This is a genomic window from Neolewinella antarctica (assembly GCF_011927835.1).
In the GTDB taxonomy this organism is placed as follows: Bacteria; Bacteroidota; Bacteroidia; order Chitinophagales; family Saprospiraceae; genus Neolewinella; species Neolewinella antarctica.
Genome location: NZ_JAATJH010000001.1, coordinates 105,057 through 120,213 on the forward strand (window position 1 = coordinate 105,057; position 15,157 = coordinate 120,213).

Below are 15,157 nucleotides of genomic sequence, written 5' to 3' on the forward strand. Positions count from 1 at the left end.
GCTTTCCCAAATTTAATCACCGTGTTTTAGCGGCGCGGCAGCTCACTCACCCTTCTATGTTGAAAAAATACGTTCTTGCAATCCTCGGCTTGTTTTCCCCGATTTTCTTGCTTGCGCAAGAAGAAGCTGGCCCGGTCGACGCTTTCTTGCAAAGCATCTTCGAACCCGTCACCGCTTTTGTGGAGGCGATCGTCTTTTTCCCCTTTCCTTTCTTGATCGGTGGCCAGGAAGTTCCTTTTGTGTTGCCGTGGCTGATCATCGGTGCCACCGTCTTCACGGTGTACATGGGCTTTATCAACATTACTGCTTTCCGCCACGCGATTGACGTGGTGCGCGGCATTTACGACGACCCCAATGAGCCGGGCGAGGTGTCTCATTTTCAGGCTCTCACCGCCGCGCTTTCCGGCACGGTCGGCGTTGGTAACATTGCCGGCGTGGCTTATGCCGTTGCGCTGGGTGGCCCGGGCGCGACGTTCTGGATGATCGTTGCCGGCTTTCTCGGTATGTCCTCTAAGTTTGTCGAATGCTCCCTCGGCGTGATGTACCGCGACGTGCACGCGGATGGTTCCGTTTCCGGTGGGCCCATGTATTACCTCGACCGTGGGCTAGCGGAAAAGGGAAAGAACTGGGGCATTCTCGGTAAGGTTCTCGCCGTATTTTTTGCCATTTTCTGTATCGGTGGTAGCCTGGGGGGAGGGAACATGGTCCAAATTAACCAGGCAACCGTTCAGTTAACCGACATCACCGGTGGCGTCGACAGTATATTTTACGGTCGTGGGTGGATCTTCGGTACGGCCATGGCCCTCGTCGTCGGCCTCATCATCCTTGGTGGCATCAAAAGTATTGCTAAGGTGACCGATAAAGTCGTGCCGTTTATGGTGGGTGTCTACATCCTGGGAGCGTTGATCGTGCTGGGGTATCACTTTACGGATATTCCCGCCGCGTTCGGGCAGATCATCGGCGGTGCGTTCAACTCCGACGCGCTTTACGGAGGTGCGGTCGGTGTCCTGATCCAGGGTTTTCGCCGTGCGGCCTTTTCTAACGAAGCGGGCGTCGGTTCGGCTTCGATCGCTCACTCGGCGGCAAAAACGGACGAGCCCATCAGCGAAGGAATTGTCGCGCTGCTGGAGCCCTTCATCGACACGGTGGTCGTCTGTACGATGACGGCATTGGTGATCGTCATCACGAATTACGGTGGCTACGGTGCGGTGGATGCTTTCGCCAATAAGACTAACGAGACAGTTGGCGATATCGCGCTCACAAGTGCGGCGTTTGAGTCGGTGATCAGCTGGTTCCCCATTGTGCTCGGTATCGCGGTTATTCTCTTCGCGCTGTCCACGATGATTAGTTGGTCCTACTACGGCCTGAAGTGTTGGACTTACCTCTTCGGTCAGACGAAGACACAGGAAGCGATTTATAAAATTATTTTTTGTCTGTTCGTTATTATTGGCTCGGGGATTAGTGCCAAAGCGGTATTCGACTTCGGCGACGCGATGATCTTCGCCATGTGTTTTCCTAACGTGCTCGGTTTGTATTTCCTCATGCCAAACGTGCGCCGGGCGCTCAAAGATTACATGTCGCGTATCAAGGACGGCTCCATCAAGCAGTTCGATAAGGAAGGTAACGTGATTAATTAAGGGGAGCGTACGGTCAATTTTGCGCGGTCGCGGGTGCAAAGAAGTTTACGGATGAGCAGGGAATACGGGCAACCGTGCTCCCTGCTTTTTTGTGTTTCACGTCTTCACAATTCGTGGCTCATGGGTGCCCAATGGCGGCGAACCTGAAATCTCATCGACCAGAACCGGCCGTTAGTCGATCAGTGGGCCCGCCAGCTTGGCTGGTCACGATCGAACGCTTACTATTGCAGTGTACTACTCACTTAATACACTCGAACGATGATTATTGAAGCTCGCGGCCTGGCGCACCATTACGGTCCCGAAAAAACACTTTCCGACGTTGACCTGGTGATCGACCGGGCGGGCATCACCGGCCTCTGTGCACCGAACGGAGAAGGTAAAACGACGCTCCTCAAACTACTAGCGGGCTTGCAATTCCCTTCCGCCGGTGAGCTAAAAGTGCTCGGACACGAGCCCCGGGAGCGCCCGCTTGACTTACTCCAACGGCTCTACTTTCTTCCCAGCGAGCCCCACGCCCCGAAGTGGACGCCGACCAAAATCGCGCATTACTACGCTGCCTTCTACCCGAACTTCGATCACCAACTTTACCGGGAGAACTTAGTCTCTTTTCGCGTTGATCCGAATAAGCCGCTTGATCGAGTCAGTTTCGGTCAAAAACGCCGCGCGCAGCTAAGTTTCGCCCTCGCCACCCGCGCTCAGGTCTTGCTACTCGACGAACCAACCATCGGGCTCGATATTCAGGGTAAGGATCAGTTCCGCCGTAGCCTCATTGCCGGCACGGAAGCCGGGCAGACGATCGTCATCGCGACTCACTTGCTCAGCGAAGTGGAGAACGTGCTCGATCACCTCCTGTTACTGGCCGACCGGACCATCCGGGGTTACGTCGACCTTGGCCAGGCCGCTGCCTTTTACAGCTTCAACCTCAAACCCGTTAAGCCACCCTACGGCGATAAGGGGTACGCCCGCCGCGTACCCGGTGGCTGGCTGACGGTGCACGCCGACGGCCGCCCGTCCAATACTTCACTCGATCTGGAAACACTTTACCTCGCCCTGACCGACGGGCGGTTGGTGATGCCGGGCACTCTACAAACACCATTAGTATGAACCCTTTTGCACGGATACTGGCCATCGTCCGAATCTTCATCGCGGAGTTGGGCGTGGTTGCTTACCTCGCCTCGACGGGAATTTTTGTTGGCACACTGACGCTCATCTACTTCCTTTTCGGCTTAGCGGACGCTACCGCCGGGCCTCCCGGGAGTGTCAACTTTCCCGACGATGCTTTTGAAGGTTTATTCATGTTTGCGGGCTTGCTGAGCGCGATCATTTTCACGACCTCTTACTTAAGGCGGTGGTTTAAAGAAGAGGATCGCGGCATCAGCTTTCTAAGCTTACCCGCTTCCTGGGGGGAGCGCTTCGGGGCGGTCTTAGTGTTCGGCTGGCTTTTCGTCCCCCTTCTATGTTTCGCACCGCTCATTCTGCTGTCGTTTTTCGCAAAGGCCATTGTTCCCATATCCATCGCCTTGCCGTCAATTGCCATCCTCCCAGAAATCGTGTGGCAGACGTGGCTTATTCACGTGGGTTTTTCGACCGTGTACTTGATGCCGGTTATTATTTCGCCGAAGAGGGTAGGTGTGGGGGTTGTGCTATTGATCATTGGCTTCAGTGTGTACGTGGCCAAGCTTCGAGCTTCCTTTGACCCCGGCCCGGAGCGTGTGCCCCTGTCAGAGAATGCCTTTTGGGCTACGGACGTGGTGGGTATGTACGAGAGCGAGACGCTACTTACGGCCAGCCCCGCCGCCAGTTTCGTCTTTCAGCCCCACTCTCACGAAGACTTCCCCGGGTTGGTCGTGTTTATGGCCGCCCTCGCGCTGACCTTAGCGGCCGGTCTGGCTTTACGGCGCAAAACCATTTAGTCATGAGAATCCAAACAACAAGTAACGGCATTTACGAGCAGATCGCTGACTACGGAATGGAGCAGATCCTGGCTGGTGAGTGGCTGGACGGTGAACGGATACCGTCCGTACGCCAACTAGCGGCCGAAATCGGAGTAAACCCCAACACCGTAATGAGTGCTTACGACCGACTCAAGGAACAGGCCATTATCAGTACCGTCCGGGGGCGGGGTTTCTTCGTCGCCGAGGGTGGGAAAGCGGCCGCCGTAGCGCTGCGCAGGACGGAATTTATTCGCCAGCAAATCCCCTCCATCCGTCGCAATCTATCGCTGCTCGGTATCTCCGTCGACGAACTTAGTTACCTCCTAACCTTACCAACCTTTAACGACGAATCCGTATGAAACTCCCATTTTTGATCTACTTATCCGTTTTTGTCATCTTGGTCGCCGTTGACATCTCGCTAAAGCTGTTCCGCAATTCGGAGGAGTCGTACGACCAGCAAAAAGTGGAACTCAAGGGGCGCTACGAGCGGGCGGTCCAAACCGCGGGCGCACCAACCGTTCGAAAGAAAGTAGCGCTGGCGGGCATACAAGATTTGAGAATAAGTCCCGGCTTCCTACTGGTACACGACGAGCATTTGGGCGATTCGATCGTGGTTGAGGTACCGGAGCCAGCCGCGGCCAACTTGGTGCTGGAGCGAGACGGCGAACAGCTTACCGTTGATTTTGACCGGGCGGTAAGGTTGAACGCCCCGGTAAGGGTACGTGCTAACCTCAACAATACCGGGTCTTCAACGCTACGCGTCGAACTGCAAAAGGCGTACGCTGGCAGAACAAGGTTTCAGCCTGATTTTACTACTAAATCCTCACTGACCATACCGAAGTTAACGCTGATTGGCGTGCCCAGTCAAGCTGTCTCTATCGACGTCGAGACCTTATCGCTGCTTGAGGCCGAATACCTGAAATTCCTGCGGGGGCGTGCGGGTACGGTAGAGCTCGAAGCACGCATGGGGGTAGCCATCGACGGTACACTATCGGACCGTTTAGCCTACGGTGACTTTAAGCTTCTTTCACCGGACTAAGTGAAGTAATACCGAAACCGGATGCGCAACTTATGGGTTCAAGCACCACATAAAATACGTGCTGTTTGTCTACTCATATCCTTCTCCTACTCCTTGCCGGCATTGCGCTCATGGGCACGTTCATGCTGCCCGGTTTGCTGCGCAAGCAGATACTGAGTCTGCCAATTATCTACGTGACCTTTGGGTTCGCCGTATTTAGTTTACCCATTGACCTGCCGCTGATGAACCCGGAGGACGCCCGTTTCGACCGGCAACTCATGGAGTACATCACGGAGTTCATCGTCATCATTTCGCTGGCCGGTACGGGCTTAAAGATGAAGCGCGACCCGGGTTGGAAAACCTGGTCGACCGGTATCTACTTACTGGCCATTGCAATGCCGCTCACGATCCTGGCCGTTGCCGGTTTGGGTTGGTGGTGGGTCGGGTTGGCGCCCGCTTCGGCCATTTTGCTGGGGGCGGTGCTGGCACCGACCGATCCCGTGCTCGCGGCCAACGTGCAGGTTGGCCCGCCGCAGGATGATTCCTCCGAAGACGAAGTGCGTTTCGGCCTGACGCTGGAGGCGGGGCTCAACGACGGACTCGCCTTTCCGTTCGTCTACCTGGCCATCGCCATCGTTTCGGCGACTGACATTTCCGATGCCGTACTGACCTGGGCGTGGTGGGACTTCGGATACCGCATCATCGTCGGAACGGTCTGCGGTTGGGCAATGGGCAAATCACTCGCCTGGTTGTTCGCCAAGTTCGAAGCCAAAATGACCGAACGAGAGGATACGGAGATCGAAGAGGGTTTCTTCATTCTTGCCGCTACGCTACTTACCTATTCCCTCACCGAGATCGTCGAAGGGTACGGATTTTTGGCCGTCTTCGTAGCGGCCGTAATTTCGGGGAGGACGAGCGGGGCAAAGGTGGAAACCCGCCAGCAAAGCTACGAGGCGATCGATCAGGTGGAACAAGCCGTGTTGGGCATTTTTCTTATCGCTTTCGGTGGCATCACGGCGACGGGCGGTCTGGCAGATCTTACCTGGGAAGGTGCGCTGCTGGGTCTAGCGATCTTGTTAATTATCCGCCCGCTGAGTGGCATGATTGCCTTCATACCTTCCAAACTTCCTTTTCTGGAACGGCTCGCCATCAGCTATTTTGGCATTCGCGGCGTGGGCTCGCTCTATTATTTAGCCTACGCGCACAACTCAGAGTACTTCCCCGAAATCGACGCCGTTTGGAGCATCGTTAACTTCACGATGCTCGTGTCTATTTTCCTGCACGGGCTGAGCGTCAAGCCATTTTTAAGCTACGTTGACCGGCGCATGGGGCGCGAGAAAGAGGCTGAATAGCTTGCGGACGCGCGACGTGCTTAATACCAAACGAAGGCTATATTTGCTCGACTGATCGCCCCGGAAACCGTCTGACCATGTACCGAACTCTCTTGCTTTTATTAACCGTAGTGATGTTGTCGTGCTCCGGCAGTGGCTACGACGAGGGTGGTTTTCCGGAGGACCAGATCGGCGCAAACATGGCCTTCAAACGAATGAGCCTGCACGGTAGGATGGAACCCGTCCTGGAAGATGGTTTCGCTTTTACGGGTTGGCAGTTCTACGTTGCTTCCACGACGCAGTCGGTTGTCGGTAATGATCCGGCGCTGGTGACGGTCACGCTGGAGGATGATTCTGGCATACAGTATTACGTTACCGTACCGTCCGGTGACGAGCTGGCGTACGACCTGGAGATCGGCACTTACGGCTTCGGGACGGGAACGATCGGCAATGTTAAGCGAGACCTGCCCGCCGGAGAAGTCGTCGCGGAGATTCTGCTAACGGAGTGGGAAGTACCTAAGTAACACAAAATACGAAGCCAAGAAAACCTCCCGGTTTCCTTGGCTTCACACTGGTCGGGGCGCTCGTTACCTAGCTGCGTAACTGGTTCATCGAATTTACCATTGTCGTTACTCGTATTAGTCAATTGCCGCAATACAGCTAATCTCCACGTTTACGTATTTCGGTAAATTAGCCACTTCGACTAGCGCGCGCGCCGGAGCGGTCGCCTCGTCGAAATATTCGCTGTAAATGCTGTTGATCTTACCGAAATTCTCGATGTCGCTGACGAAGACGCTGCACTTTAGGATCTGACCGAAACTACTTCCAGCCGCCGTCAAAATAGCCCCGAGATTATCGAGCACGCGGCGAGTTTCTACTTCGAGGTTGTCGGTCAACAATTCACCCGTGTTTGGGTCGAGGGCGATTTGTCCGCTGACGTAGAGGACACCGTTGTGGGCAATCGCCTGGTTGTAGGCGCCGACGGGAGCGGGTGCGTTGGGCGTGTTAATTACTTTTCTGGCCATGGGGTTTATAGTTTGGTCGCAAGATAAAAGATTCTGCGGAATGGCAGTAGGGTAGGGTATCGCCGCTCCTTTCCCAATTACCCCGCACCCGCGGCCGCGCCCTAAAATCCTGAATCAGTATGCTCGATTAGGGGCGGATGTCCCCCTTGTTCTTCACCCACTTTTCCATCCACTGGTCTTGCTCCCAGAGTAAGTGTAAAATCGACTCTTTGGCGCGGTAGCCGTGGCTCTCCTTCGGCAGCATCACGAGACGAACCGTTGCCCCGAGCCCCTTAAGCGCATTAAAATACCGCTCGGACTGCAAAGGGTAGGTGCCGGAATTATTGTCCGCCTCCCCGTGCACGAGCAGTAAGGGCGTCTTCATTTTTTCGGCGTGCATGAAGGGCGACATGGTGTTGTAAACCGCGGGTGCCTCCCAGTAGGATCGTTGCTCTGACTGGAAACCAAACGGCGTCAGGGTCCGGTTATAAGCACCCGAGCGGGCGATGCCGGCGGCAAAAAGATCGGAATGGCTCAGGAGATTGGCGACCATAAACGCGCCGTAGCTGTGGCCACCCACGGCAACGCGCTCCCGGTCGATGTAGCCAAGTGCATCGACGGCGTCGATGGCCGCCTTGCCGTTAGCCACGAGTTGTTTGCGGAAGGAATCGTTGGGCTCCGTATCGCCCTCGCCCACGATCGGGAAGGCGGCATCGTCCAGTACGACGTAACCGCGCGTGACCCAGTAGACCGGGCTGCCGTAGTAGGGATAGATAAATTCGTTGGGGTTGCTGGTGTTCTGCGCCGCGCTCGCTTTGTCCTTGAACTCCCGGGGGTAGGCCCAGAGGATCATCGGCATCTTTTCCTTTTTTTCCTTATCGTAACCCACCGGCAGGTACAGCGTTCCGGTGAGTTCGAGGCCATCCTCCCGCGCGTACGTGATCACCTCCTTGTGCACGTTACCCAACGCCGCAAAAGGATTTTCGAAGTTGGTGATCTGGGTCATGTCGCCGGAATTCACGTCACGGAAATAGTAGTTCGGGTAGTCGACGGGGCTTTCGATTCTTACCTGGAGGCGGCCAGTTTTTGGGTCGAAATCCTGTAAATCTTCTACCTTTCCTTCCATCTTGGAAACGTATAATTCCTCCGCATCACCGGAGCTCAAATCAATCTTGTGGAGGAACGGGTACTGCCCATTTTCCGTGTATCCGTCGCCAAGCATGAACGCGTGGTCGCCGTCCAGCGCCAGCACGGAGCGACCGTATTCGTTGCGTTCGTAAACCGGGCTTCCCGGGTCGCTGTACCGATCCTGGTAGTTACGGTCGAAAAGCACTTTGGGTGACTGGTCGGCGTCGCTGGGGTTAAAGACGTAGGTTTTGGTGTTGCGCGTGTCCCACCAGCGGTCGTAAGCGACGGCCGTGTTGTCGTTGCCCCAGGCGATGCCCGCGTACCGGTTGGTTGTCTTGAGGATGGATTTTCCTTCCCCCGCGAACGGAGCGGACAGGGTAAAAACTTCGTCCCGGAAATCGACCTCATTGGCCGGGTCGCCCTCGTCGAGTGCCTGCACGTAAGTGAGCTCCGCGGCTTTGTCGGCCCGCCAGCTCACATTCCGGCGGCCGGGCTCGGTGGCCATGAAGCCTTTCGGTAAGTCTTCAATGAGGGGCACGTCGTTCACGACCCGTACGACTTTTCCGGTCTGGTCGTAGACGGTCGTCACTGTCGGGAAGCGGTAGTAAGGGACGAGGTAGGAAAACGGGCGCTGTACGTGACTTACCATAACGTATGCACCGTCGGGGCTGTAGCTTAGGTTGCGGTACATATCAGTTGGTAGCCACCGCTCGGTGCGGCCGTCGGGGTAGACGCGGTGAATTTCACTCCTGGCGAGTTGCTCGAAATTGTGCTCGTCGTTCGGGTTTTTCAGTAGGTCCTGATAAGTACGGTTCTGGGCTTTCTTACCGTCGGCCGTCGAGATGGTTGGCCCGGTCGGTACCGCAGTTGCGCCGTCGATGAGTGATTTACGGTCCTGCGGTAAAAACTTGACGAGCATGGATTTGCCGTCCTTCGCCCAGTTAATGACGTCGCCCATGTTGGCATTCACGGCGCGCTCCGCGGCGTTGGTCACGCGTTGGGCCGCGCCCGTAGCGACGTCCAGTAGCCACACTTCCACACCCTCCGCCGTGGTGTGCGTCATGGCGACCTGGCGGTAGTCGGGTGACCAGTTGAAGTTCGTCAGGCGGGGTTTTTCGGGCAGGCCAGTGACTTCACGGACTTCCGTGCCGCCCGCCGTTGCGCCGACGGCCACGCTGTTGTAGTAAGTGACGCGGCTACCAATGTTGGTCTGCGGGTCGATCCTCAGGCCGCCGAGGCGCAGCTCCGTCTGGCTCAGGTCTGCGATGGACTTATAGGCGTCGCGGTAAATCAGGACCATCATTTTCTTGTCCTTGTCCATCAGTACGCTGGGGGCGAGGGGCACGTCGACGAGTTTGAGGATGTCGTCCGGTGGCGTTTGGTAGCCGAGGGCGTCCTGGGCGCTGACGCTGGTGCAGAGGAGTAGGGGAAGGAGCAGGGGGAGAAGTCTACGCATGGAGTCGTAAGTGTTGGTTTGAGAAACTAAGATAGTCAACCGTACGCAAGGCAAAAAATTGACGGCAGCGACTGAGCAGTTTCTCAATTCGAACGCTTACCTGACGTTGCTGCTACCCGGATTCAACTTACTTCATTAATTTGGCCAAAACCTCAAGATGCAACCACGCACCGGACTCACCGAATACCCCGAGTTAATAACCGAGCGGCTCAAACTCAATCGGCCGACCACGTTAGATATTCCGGCGATTGTTAAAATGGCCGACAACCCCAGGGTCGTTGTTACTACCAGGGGGATGCCCAGTCCGTACTATGAAGAAGATGCCGTCTATTTCCTGAACCGTGCGTATCAAAGCTTCGCGAGTGGGGCAGCGTACCTATTTGCGATACGTTTGCGTGATACCGACGAGTTCATCGGTGGCATCGGCCTGCACCTGACGCCGGAGGATGAGAAAGCTGAATTGGGGTACTGGCTGGGCGAGCCTCACTGGGGTGGAGGGATCGCTACGGAAGCGGTCGGCGCTATGATTCCGTTCGCTTTCAAGGAGTTAGGACTACATAAGGTCTACGCCCACCACACCACCGATAACGCTGCCTCGGCTAAAGTGCTGCTCAAAAATGGTATGATCCGCGAAGGAGTAACCATTGCGGACACCAAGCGGAACGGTAAATTTCGTGATTGCGTTAACTACCGGCTGACTAAGTACGAGTACGGCACGCTGAGTAAAGAGGAGTGAATTTATGGGTATGGATTTAGTAGTGTCGACGGTGTCGGGTAAGATATTACTAGCAGTTATTACCGCTATTTACTACTTACTTTTTTTCTGGCTAACCACCAGTCAAATTAGGCAGTGCACTAGTTCGTGATTGGACGTTGCCCGCAGTCGCTACAACACAAACAGCCCACCGGGAATATTCCGGCAGGCTATTGATGTTATTAATCTTAATTCAGCTCAGGGCCGGGTGGCGCTACGCTTCGTCGTCCGTATCGTCGTCGTCGGCTACTTCGACGACCTCGGGGGCTTTCACCAGCAGGTTACCGTTGTAGAACATGTTACCTTCCGCGTCCGTGTAGGCACGGTGGGGCTGGTGGGTTTCGCCCGTGGTCTGGCAGACCGTGAGGGTTGGCTCGGAGGCCTTGTAGTGCGTACGACGCTTGCGCTTGCGTTGTTTCGAGATTCGCGACTTGGGATGCGCCATGGCGGAAGTATTTGAGTGGCTGAAAGTCAGCCGCTAGTAGTAGTTGTGGTTATTGTAGATCTTTCAAAACATCCCAGGGGCTGGGTTTTTCATCGCCCGGCTTTTCCGTAGTGGAAGGATCGGGCAAATCTGCATCCGTCTCGTATTCAATGCTGCCGTCGATGCGATTTAGCATCTCTTCGTCGCAGGGGTAGGGAGACTCCCCTTTCCGGCAATCGAAAGTTCTGATCATCGGGATGGCGAGTAGCACGAGTTCGTAAGCGTAGGGGGCTACGTTAAACAAGCTCGTGTCCGCGTCGAGGTAGATCAGGTCGGCTTCGTCCTCCAGCTCGTCCGCGTTGGCGGTAAACTGGACGATGAGCGTCTTGCGTTCGGCGATCGGCAGGTCGATGTCGGTCATACATCGGTCACAGGTCGTGGCGATGGTACCGGCGAAATCGAATTCGAGGCTCATTTCCCTGGTGCGGCGGTCGACGGTAAGTGCCAGCTTGATGTCGGCGCGACTCACGGGAGAATCAGCAAAAGATGCGAAAAACGCGTCGTCAATGGTCAGTTCGTAGTTGTATAAACCCTGGCCAAGTCCCCGTAAGGGAAAGATGAATGGAGATTGTACGGACATAACTGACTGGTTGACCCCGGTTTAATGGTACCCGTTGGTACCGTGGGCGTTCAAAAGTGGGCGCAAAGATACGGTTTTTGGGGAAATGGACAAGGCTTGGTGGTTTTTGTTGGATAAATGGGTTGCTGTGCGGACAAATCGGTCAGCAACATCTACCCGTACCGCAGTAAGAAAAGTATGTCCGGAGTACAAAAGGAAGCAAAACGGTTACGGAAGATATTTGATTGTGGTGATCAATTTATGGGTTGGTCGTCCCCACGAGCACGACACGTAATTAGGATTGCGTAGCTTGTGGGTGACCCGCAACACCTAACGTTTTACACCCAAACCACAATGTTTTATCCCAAAATACTCCGCACCTGCGTCAGCGCCCTCCTCTTCCTTTGCATTTGGTCATTCGCTACCGGACAGTGTCTACGGCCGGCGCTAGCCGTAATTAATAGTTGCGTGTCGGTTGCCACCACTAACGACCCGACGCGGCGTGTCGAGGTTGAGTTCATCATTCTGCGGACGGAAGGCGTGCTGATCGACGTTGACGATATCGGTATCGATCTGCCCGCAAACGGATTTGGCAGGGTCAATGGAGACGTGGGGACGGCCCCGGACGGGACGCCTTACCCCTGCGGGTTTACCGAGGTAGGAGCGGTCAATCTGAATGGATGTAATGAGTCAGTCGGGCTAAACCCCGGCGTGGCGCAAGAAAACCTTCCCGCAAATTCTTACGTGATATTTATCACCACGGCGGGTGTAACCGCGGCGGATATTGCGCGTATCGACTTCTCGGCGTACTGCAACGGAAACTTGGACGGGCAAAACACCCTGTACGTATTGCAAAATGCCTGCAAACGGACCATATCCGCCCTGGCAAATCGCCCGGGAGCAACCAACCTCCGAACCGTCGTCGTTCATACGCCCTGTGGCCCGGACAGTCTCACCTACGACACCAACCTTATCTCGACCACCGACGGAAGTTATTACGACGCAACCACGGATAGTTACGGAGAACGAGCCGATTGCGGTGTCCCGCTGCCGGGCAGCCAAGCGTGCGAATCAGAAATCCCCATACTCGTTTACTGCGACGGTGCACCGCCGAGAATTTTACCCCTCTTAGATATCCTCGACACCTATCCCCGCTCCCTAAGCCCCTACGCATTTTACGATAACCTGGCGGATGCGCGTCGGGACAGCGACCGCATTACCGAAGTCACCTACGCAACGACCCGTTTCGATACCATCCAATTCCGGGCGGAATGCCCCACGGCGACCCAAGATTATTTCGGATCCATTCTGGTCTTGCGGGAGGATACAACGCAGTCGTCTCTAACGTGTACTAATCTCGACGCGGCTGGTAATTCGCTGCCGGAGGGGACGATTCGGATAGAAACAAGGCGGCCGACCAGCCTCTTTTTTGATAGTCAAGGTTTATTTACTTACCAATCCGCCGATGATCCTGGGCCGCCGCCGCTACCCGTCCTGGCCGATGGAGGCGCCATGACACTTACCGGGCTGGCCCCGGGGCGTTACGTCGGGTCCGTTACGACCGTTTGGGGATGTCAGCTAGCGAGCTGTACGTTCACCGTCGGTGATCCCCCCTGTGCCAATGACGTAACGCTGGTGGAAGTGCCGGTTCTCACTAACGAAACTTTCACGACGCCCGTGACCGGAGAAATACTTAACGATACTAACCCCACCACGGTGGTTCCGTTTCCATTGGATACTGGTTGTGACTCTCTGGTGCGCTATACCCTACTCATTGAGCAACTACCCCCCGACCTCCGTGGCATCGACGTGTATTTACCCAGCGCTTTCAGCCCCAATGGCGACGGTATTAATGATGCCTACCAAATTGGCGTGGGGGAGCGGATCGAAGAAATCCTCAGTGTCCAAATCTTCGACCGTTGGGGTGGGCTTATTTACGATGGCCTGGAAGATTGGCGTGGGCGCAATGACGTCAAGGATGCGCCGGTAGGCACTTACGTAGTGCGGGTTATCGCCAGAACTGATCTGGGAACCACCAAGATCTTCAGTCAAGTTTTGTCGCTAATCCGCTAAGCGTTAACCCGCTGTTTCCGCTCCATCGCCGCCGCCACGAAAGCCACGAAAAGCGGATGCGGAACCTCTACCGTCGACTTCAACTCCGGATGGAACTGCACACCTACAAAGTACGGATGGTCAGCTAGTTCGATCACTTCAACTAGGCCCGTCTTCGGGTTTGTTCCGGTAACCTTTAAGCCGGCGGCTTGCAGTTGTTCCAGGTACTCGTTGTTGAATTCGTACCGGTGCCGGTGGCGCTCGCTGATCTTCGTGGTGCCATAAGCTTTGGCCGTTTTGGAGCCCTTGACGAGCTCGCAATCGTAAGCGCCCAGTCGCATGGTACCGCCTTTGGTTGTCACGTCTTTTTGGTCGCTCATCAGCGCAATGACCGGTGCCTTCGCCTGCGGGTTTACCTCCGTTGACATGGCGCCTTCGATACCGGCGACGTTGCGGCTGTACTCCACTACGGCGCACTGCATTCCGAGGCAGATACCGAAGAAGGGAATCTGGTTTTCCCGGAGGTACTGGATGGCGTTGATCTTTCCTTCGATGCCGCGCTCCCCAAATCCGGGGGCGACGAGGATGCCGTCAAACCCATCCAGAAAACGACCGAGATTGACGTTGTTGCCTTCCAGTTGCTCGGAGCTGACGGTAACGACTTTGACCTTCACTTCGTTGACCGCGCCGGCGTGGATGAAAGACTCGTAAATGGATTTGTAAGCATCCTGCAACTCGATGTATTTACCGACGAGGCCGATCGTGACTTCCCCGGTAGAGTTCTTGAGCTTACCCAGAAAGTTTTTCCACTTTCTCAGGTCCGGCTCCTTACGGTCCTGAATACGCAGCTTACTAATTACTTGCGCATCGAGGCCTTCTTTGTGCATCAGCAGCGGCACGTCGTAGATCGTGCTGGCGTCCATCGCTTCGATGATACAGGCTTTTTCGACGTTGCAGAACAGGGCGAGTTTGCGGCGGATGGCGTCGTCGATCGGGTGCTCGGTGCGGCAGACCAAGATGTCTGGCTGAATGCCGGAGCTGAGCAGTTCTTTTACGCTGTGTTGGGTTGGTTTTGTCTTCAGTTCCTTTGCGGCCGCCAGGTAAGGAATTAGCGTCAGGTGGATACAGATACAGTTGTCGCGGCCGAGCTCCCAACGGAGTTGGCGCAAGGATTCGACGTAGGGTAGGGACTCGATGTCGCCCACCGTGCCGCCCAACTCGGTAATGATGATGTCGTAGTCAGCCGTCTGGCCGAGGAGTTGGACGCGCCGTTTGATCTCGTCGGTGATGTGGGGGATCACCTGGACGGTTTTGCCTAAAAAAGCACCCTCGCGTTCGCGCGTGATGACGGTCTGGTAGATACGGCCGGTGGTGACGTTGTTGGCCTGGCTAGTCGGCGTATTCAGAAAGCGCTCGTAGTGGCCGAGGTCGAGGTCCGTCTCGGCGCCGTCGTCCGTCACGTAGCACTCGCCGTGCTCGATGGGGTTCAGCGTGCCGGGGTCGACGTTGAGGTAGGGATCAAATTTTTGGATGGTGACCGACAGCCCGCGCGCCTGCAAAAGTTTGGCCAGCGAGGCGGCGATGATGCCTTTGCCGAGGGAAGAAGTGACCCCGCCCGTAACGAATATATACTTGCTCATAAAGTGCGATTACGGGACACAAAGGTACGGCACGATGGTCCAAGATGCACCGTTGGCGGGTGCGGTCTTGAAGTTAATTTGACCCCGTTGCGAACCGAAGTCAAGGCGCAATGTTAAGCCAATGTAAATTTTGTATTAACTTGGTGGCTATAAAGTAAGC

14 protein-coding genes are annotated in these 15,157 nt (G+C 55.6%); 9 read left to right on the plus strand and 5 right to left on the minus strand.

Annotated elements, in window-relative coordinates; genetic code table 11:
* Positions 1–56: 56 nt before the first annotated feature.
* From GGR27_RS00435 to GGR27_RS00465, 7 genes are all read left to right on the plus strand, one after another.
* A complete protein-coding gene (locus GGR27_RS00435) occupies positions 57–1,637 on the plus strand; it encodes an alanine/glycine:cation symporter family protein (RefSeq protein ID WP_168035429.1) in 1,581 nt (526 codons plus the stop codon).
* A 258-nt stretch (positions 1,638–1,895) separates the two neighbouring features.
* Positions 1,896–2,741: an ATP-binding cassette domain-containing protein gene (locus tag GGR27_RS00440; protein WP_168035430.1), complete on the plus strand. Its 846-nt coding sequence runs from the start codon at positions 1,896–1,898 to the stop codon at positions 2,739–2,741.
* Positions 2,738–3,550, plus strand: coding sequence for a hypothetical protein (locus GGR27_RS00445; RefSeq protein ID WP_168035431.1), 813 nt, complete (start codon positions 2,738–2,740; stop codon positions 3,548–3,550). The genes GGR27_RS00440 and GGR27_RS00445 overlap by 4 nt, the downstream gene beginning before the upstream one ends.
* Positions 3,551–3,552: 2 nt before the next feature.
* Positions 3,553–3,930, plus strand: coding sequence for a GntR family transcriptional regulator (locus tag GGR27_RS00450; RefSeq protein ID WP_168035432.1), 378 nt, complete (start codon positions 3,553–3,555; stop codon positions 3,928–3,930).
* Positions 3,927–4,610 (plus strand): hypothetical protein, encoded by a 684-nt coding sequence (locus GGR27_RS00455; protein ID WP_168035433.1) that lies wholly within the window; start codon positions 3,927–3,929, stop codon positions 4,608–4,610. The genes GGR27_RS00450 and GGR27_RS00455 overlap by 4 nt, the downstream gene beginning before the upstream one ends.
* 65 nt (positions 4,611–4,675) lie before the next feature.
* Entirely contained in the window at positions 4,676–5,941 is a 1,266-nt protein-coding gene (locus GGR27_RS00460) for a cation:proton antiporter (protein WP_209037841.1), read from the plus strand.
* A 77-nt stretch (positions 5,942–6,018) separates the two neighbouring features.
* Complete coding sequence (locus GGR27_RS00465) at positions 6,019–6,444, plus strand: hypothetical protein (protein WP_168035434.1); 426 nt, start codon at positions 6,019–6,021, stop codon at positions 6,442–6,444.
* Positions 6,445–6,558: 114 nt separating this feature from the next.
* On the opposite strand, the gene GGR27_RS00470 is transcribed toward GGR27_RS00465, so the two are convergent.
* Together GGR27_RS00470 and GGR27_RS00475 are read right to left on the minus strand one after the other, a co-directional pair.
* A complete protein-coding gene (locus GGR27_RS00470) occupies positions 6,559–6,945 on the minus strand; it encodes a Rid family detoxifying hydrolase (protein WP_168035435.1) in 387 nt (128 codons plus the stop codon).
* A 127-nt stretch (positions 6,946–7,072) separates the two neighbouring features.
* Entirely contained in the window at positions 7,073–9,508 is a 2,436-nt protein-coding gene (locus tag GGR27_RS00475) for a S9 family peptidase (RefSeq protein WP_168035436.1), read from the minus strand.
* Positions 9,509–9,665: 157 nt separating this feature from the next.
* Between GGR27_RS00475 and GGR27_RS00480 the strand changes: the two genes are divergently transcribed.
* On the plus strand, positions 9,666–10,244 hold the full coding sequence (locus GGR27_RS00480; RefSeq protein ID WP_168035437.1) for a GNAT family N-acetyltransferase: 579 nt from the start codon (positions 9,666–9,668) through the stop codon (positions 10,242–10,244).
* Between the two features lie 232 nt (positions 10,245–10,476).
* Here the strand turns inward: GGR27_RS00480 and rpmF are convergent, their stop codons facing one another.
* Together rpmF and GGR27_RS00490 are read right to left on the minus strand one after the other, a co-directional pair.
* Complete coding sequence (gene rpmF, locus GGR27_RS00485) at positions 10,477–10,707, minus strand: 50S ribosomal protein L32 (RefSeq protein WP_168035438.1); 231 nt, start codon at positions 10,705–10,707, stop codon at positions 10,477–10,479.
* A 49-nt stretch (positions 10,708–10,756) separates the two neighbouring features.
* Positions 10,757–11,326: a YceD family protein gene (locus tag GGR27_RS00490; protein WP_168035439.1), complete on the minus strand. Its 570-nt coding sequence runs from the start codon at positions 11,324–11,326 to the stop codon at positions 10,757–10,759.
* 333 nt (positions 11,327–11,659) lie between these two features.
* Here GGR27_RS00490 and GGR27_RS00495 point away from each other — a divergent pair, with 333 nt between their 5' ends.
* Positions 11,660–13,378, plus strand: coding sequence for a T9SS type B sorting domain-containing protein (locus GGR27_RS00495; protein WP_168035440.1), 1,719 nt, complete (start codon positions 11,660–11,662; stop codon positions 13,376–13,378).
* On the opposite strand, the gene GGR27_RS00500 is transcribed toward GGR27_RS00495, so the two are convergent.
* A complete protein-coding gene (locus GGR27_RS00500) occupies positions 13,375–14,997 on the minus strand; it encodes a CTP synthase (protein WP_168035441.1) in 1,623 nt (540 codons plus the stop codon). The two genes, GGR27_RS00495 and GGR27_RS00500, sit on opposite strands and share 4 nt — an antisense overlap.
* Positions 14,998–15,157 lie beyond the last annotated feature (160 nt).

What these genes read in the sequence shown, in the direction of transcription:
- GGR27_RS00435 (WP_168035429.1), top strand. Translation starts at nt 57, where the DNA reads ATGTTGAAAAAATACGTTCTTGCAATCCTCGGCTTGTTTTCCCCGATT.
- GGR27_RS00440 (WP_168035430.1), top strand. Translation starts at nt 1,896, where the DNA reads ATGATTATTGAAGCTCGCGGCCTGGCGCACCATTACGGTCCCGAAAAA.
- GGR27_RS00445 (WP_168035431.1), top strand. Translation starts at nt 2,738, where the DNA reads ATGAACCCTTTTGCACGGATACTGGCCATCGTCCGAATCTTCATCGCG.
- GGR27_RS00450 (WP_168035432.1), top strand. Translation starts at nt 3,553, where the DNA reads ATGAGAATCCAAACAACAAGTAACGGCATTTACGAGCAGATCGCTGAC.
- GGR27_RS00455 (WP_168035433.1), top strand. Translation starts at nt 3,927, where the DNA reads ATGAAACTCCCATTTTTGATCTACTTATCCGTTTTTGTCATCTTGGTC.
- GGR27_RS00465 (WP_168035434.1), top strand. Translation starts at nt 6,019, where the DNA reads ATGTACCGAACTCTCTTGCTTTTATTAACCGTAGTGATGTTGTCGTGC.
- GGR27_RS00470 (WP_168035435.1), bottom strand. Translation starts at nt 6,945, where the DNA reads ATGGCCAGAAAAGTAATTAACACGCCCAACGCACCCGCTCCCGTCGGC.
- GGR27_RS00475 (WP_168035436.1), bottom strand. Translation starts at nt 9,508, where the DNA reads ATGCGTAGACTTCTCCCCCTGCTCCTTCCCCTACTCCTCTGCACCAGC.
- GGR27_RS00480 (WP_168035437.1), top strand. Translation starts at nt 9,666, where the DNA reads ATGCAACCACGCACCGGACTCACCGAATACCCCGAGTTAATAACCGAG.
- rpmF (WP_168035438.1), bottom strand. Translation starts at nt 10,707, where the DNA reads ATGGCGCATCCCAAGTCGCGAATCTCGAAACAACGCAAGCGCAAGCGT.
- GGR27_RS00490 (WP_168035439.1), bottom strand. Translation starts at nt 11,326, where the DNA reads ATGTCCGTACAATCTCCATTCATCTTTCCCTTACGGGGACTTGGCCAG.
- GGR27_RS00495 (WP_168035440.1), top strand. Translation starts at nt 11,660, where the DNA reads ATGTTTTATCCCAAAATACTCCGCACCTGCGTCAGCGCCCTCCTCTTC.
- GGR27_RS00500 (WP_168035441.1), bottom strand. Translation starts at nt 14,997, where the DNA reads ATGAGCAAGTATATATTCGTTACGGGCGGGGTCACTTCTTCCCTCGGC.